This window comes from Actinokineospora sp. (genome assembly GCF_050699995.1).
Lineage (GTDB): Bacteria > Actinomycetota > Actinomycetes > Mycobacteriales > Pseudonocardiaceae > Actinokineospora.
This window is the reverse complement of record NZ_JBOHGC010000278.1, coordinates 1-2,746: the sequence shown is the minus strand read 5'-3', so window position 1 is coordinate 2,746 and position 2,746 is coordinate 1. Positions and strand designations below refer to the sequence as shown.

The following is a 2,746-nucleotide window of genomic DNA, read 5'->3' as shown; positions in this document are numbered from 1 at the left end:
GCCCGCCCCTTGGCGCAGATGGCCTGGCCGGTCGGATGCGACGGATCGGGCCCGAGCGCCACGAACTCCCCATCGGTGACCGTCGCCGTCGCCCCGCAGCGCGAGACGCACATCGGGCAGAACGTCGGCACCTGGATGGTGGCCATGCCTGCTTGTCGCGGCAGGCGCGCCGGTGCGTTACGCCGGTCTGCCCCTAACGTCCACCAGTGAGCCTCAGATCAGCCGGTAGAACCGCCAGAACGGGTGCTCGATCGGCAGCACCTCGACGCCCGCGAAGCCCGCGCGCCGGGCGATCGCTTCGAAGTCCGCGGGCCGCATGACCGTCCCGGGGGCCTCCGATGTCGGGTCCACCCGACCCTGCGGCAGGCACCACAGCACGCTCGCGGTGGCGAAGAAGGTCTCGACCGGGTCGCCCGGGGTGAGTGACTCCGCGACCCGTTCGTCCATCACGATCACCGTTCCGCCCTCGGCGAGGGAGCGCCGGGCGGCGGCGAGGGCGTCGGCCGGGTGGGCCATGTCGTGCAGGCACTCGAAGAAGAACACGACGTCGTACTTGCGGTCGCCGTAGCCGCCCGCGGCGGCGTCGACGACCTGGAAGCCGATCCGGTCGGCCACGTCGCTGTCGGCCGCGTTGTGCCGCGCCCGGGTGATGGATTCCTCGTCGGAGTCGTACCCGTCGACGTGCAGGTGGGGGTAGGCCTTGGCGAGTTCGATGGCGGCCCAGCCGAGGCCGCAGCCGATGTCGGCGACGCGGGCGGGCCTGGTGGTGTCGGCGAGTCGTGCGTGGACGTCGGGGATCGCGGGCAGCCATTCGGTGACCAGTTGATTCGTGAACGCCGGGCGGTTGAGCGCCGCCTGCGCCTCGACCGCGTCCTCGCCGTAGGCCGGGTAGGGCACGCCCGCGCCGGTGCGGAACGCGTCGAGCAGGTTCGGGTACACCCCGCCCACCGCGCCGAGCGCGAGCGGCAGTCCGCCGACGTACGCCGGATTCGTCTCGTGCACCAGCGTCTCGTAGACGCCGGGCGCGGCGGTGAAGCGCGCCTCAGCCAGATTGTCGCGGTCGGTGAGGATGAGCCCGGCCGTCGTCTCGGCCTGCAGCCATTCCTTGACGTACCACGGGTCCAGGTCCGTCGCGGTAGCCAGTTCGGCCGCGGTGAGCGGGCCCCGCTCCGCGATGGTCCTGAACAGCCCGAGCTTGACGCCCAGGTAGACCGTGCTCAGGTGGAAGGACGCGACGCCCTCCATGAACAGCCTGCCCGCGAGTTCCTCGACGGTCTCAGCCGATGCCTGCGTGATCGTGTCGGTCATCAGAGTCTCCAGGTGTCGGGGGACGTTCTCGTCCTGTCACACCTGGGGCGCCACATCCGCCGTGGCATCGTCAGCCCGCGTCCGCCAGGCGACGGGCCGCTCCGGGCGGTAGCAGCAGAACCGGCCGGTGGACACCGAGAGCCGCAGGTGCCGGGCCAGCTCGGGATGCGTCTCGGCGATCGCCTTCTGCGCGGTGGCGATCCGCATCGTGACCGCCTTGCGGGCCCGCTCGGCCGGGTCGCCCAGGAGCCGGTCGCGGCCCGAGAGCCCCAGTGCCCCGGCCAGCTCGTCGAGCAGGAAGTCACGCTCCGCGGTGAACGCCGACACCCGGCCGAGGTCCGCGTCCGACACCGCGGCGGCGAGGTCCTCCTCCAGTTCGCGCAGCCGCGCCTGGTACGCGTTCCGCGCCTGCCGGTCGAGCACCGGGCCGCTGTCGGCCCCCGCTTCGCCGCGCGCGGGCCCGCCGCCCGCCTCGACCAGGTCGAGCACGTGCACCTCCTGACCCGGTCGCGTCACGAGGGTGGCCAGGTCGGCCATGCCCTTGGAGTGCTGCACCGTGGCCTGCCGACCCCGGAACGCGAGGTGCCACACCCGCCCGTCTCGGCGAAGCTCGGCGACCTCGGAAAGCTCCAGCAGCCGCGGGGCGGCATCGGTGCCCGCGAGGAAGGCGTCCAGCCTGGCCACCATGTCCGAGACCGGCCCGAAGCAGGCGCTACCGACGCCGTCGACGGCCCACAGGTCGACGTAGGGCGCCAGCCGCTCGCGCAGTGCCTCGGCCACCTGCCGGTCGGCGAGCACCAGCACCGCCTCGGCGAGCTGCCACATCAGCTCGACCCACTCGGAGTCCTTCGGGATGCTGTCCAGGCCCGCGGCCGACATCCGGTCCAAGTGGAACCGGGCCCGGTCCAGCACACCGGAGTAGGCGTAGATCGAGGCGAGGCAGCAGTCCCACTGGGAGGGCTCCAGGCCCCATCGCGCGACTTCCTCGAGCAGCGAGGCGAACGCGATCGGCGAGCCGTCGGTCTTCGCCTGCCGCAGGCGCAGTGCCCACGCCATCATCGCGGCGTTGGTGCTGCCCGCCTCGCGGCCCAGCCGGTCGACCTCGTCCGCGCAGCAGGCGACCCGTTCGCTGTCGCCGTCCATGGCGGCCCGCATGCCCTGCCAGAGGGGGACCGGCCAGGTGTAGAGCGGCACCCGCAGCCGTTTCGCGCGCAGGTCGTACTCCGCGATGTCGTGGTCGACGCCCGCGATGTCCCCGGACTCGAGCCGGGCGACCAGGCGCAGCCGCAGCCCGAGCAGCGCGAGCGCCGTGTCGGCGGCCTGGTCGGCGATGTCGACGATCCGGTCGGCGCCGTCCAGTCGGGCCCGCACGTGATCGGGACCGGACAGCGCGTCGTTCAGCGCGGCCAGCGCCGCCGCCTCGACCGTGGGCGCACCG

Annotated in this window: 2 protein-coding genes and 1 pseudogene; all 3 read right to left on the bottom strand. The window is 73.0% G+C overall.

Features of this window, described 5'->3' with window-relative positions; all coding sequences use genetic code 11:
* On the bottom strand, positions 1 to 146 hold a 146-nt coding region (locus ACRDSQ_RS14095; protein ID WP_431421511.1), incomplete at its 3' end, for a hypothetical protein.
* Between the two features lie 67 nt (positions 147 to 213).
* Positions 214 to 1,308: a class I SAM-dependent methyltransferase gene (locus ACRDSQ_RS14090; protein ID WP_431421510.1), complete on the bottom strand. Its 1,095-nt coding sequence runs from the start codon at positions 1,306 to 1,308 to the stop codon at positions 214 to 216.
* Between the two features lie 36 nt (positions 1,309 to 1,344).
* Positions 1,345 to 2,746: pseudogene (locus ACRDSQ_RS14085) on the bottom strand (hypothetical protein); the annotation flags it as partial.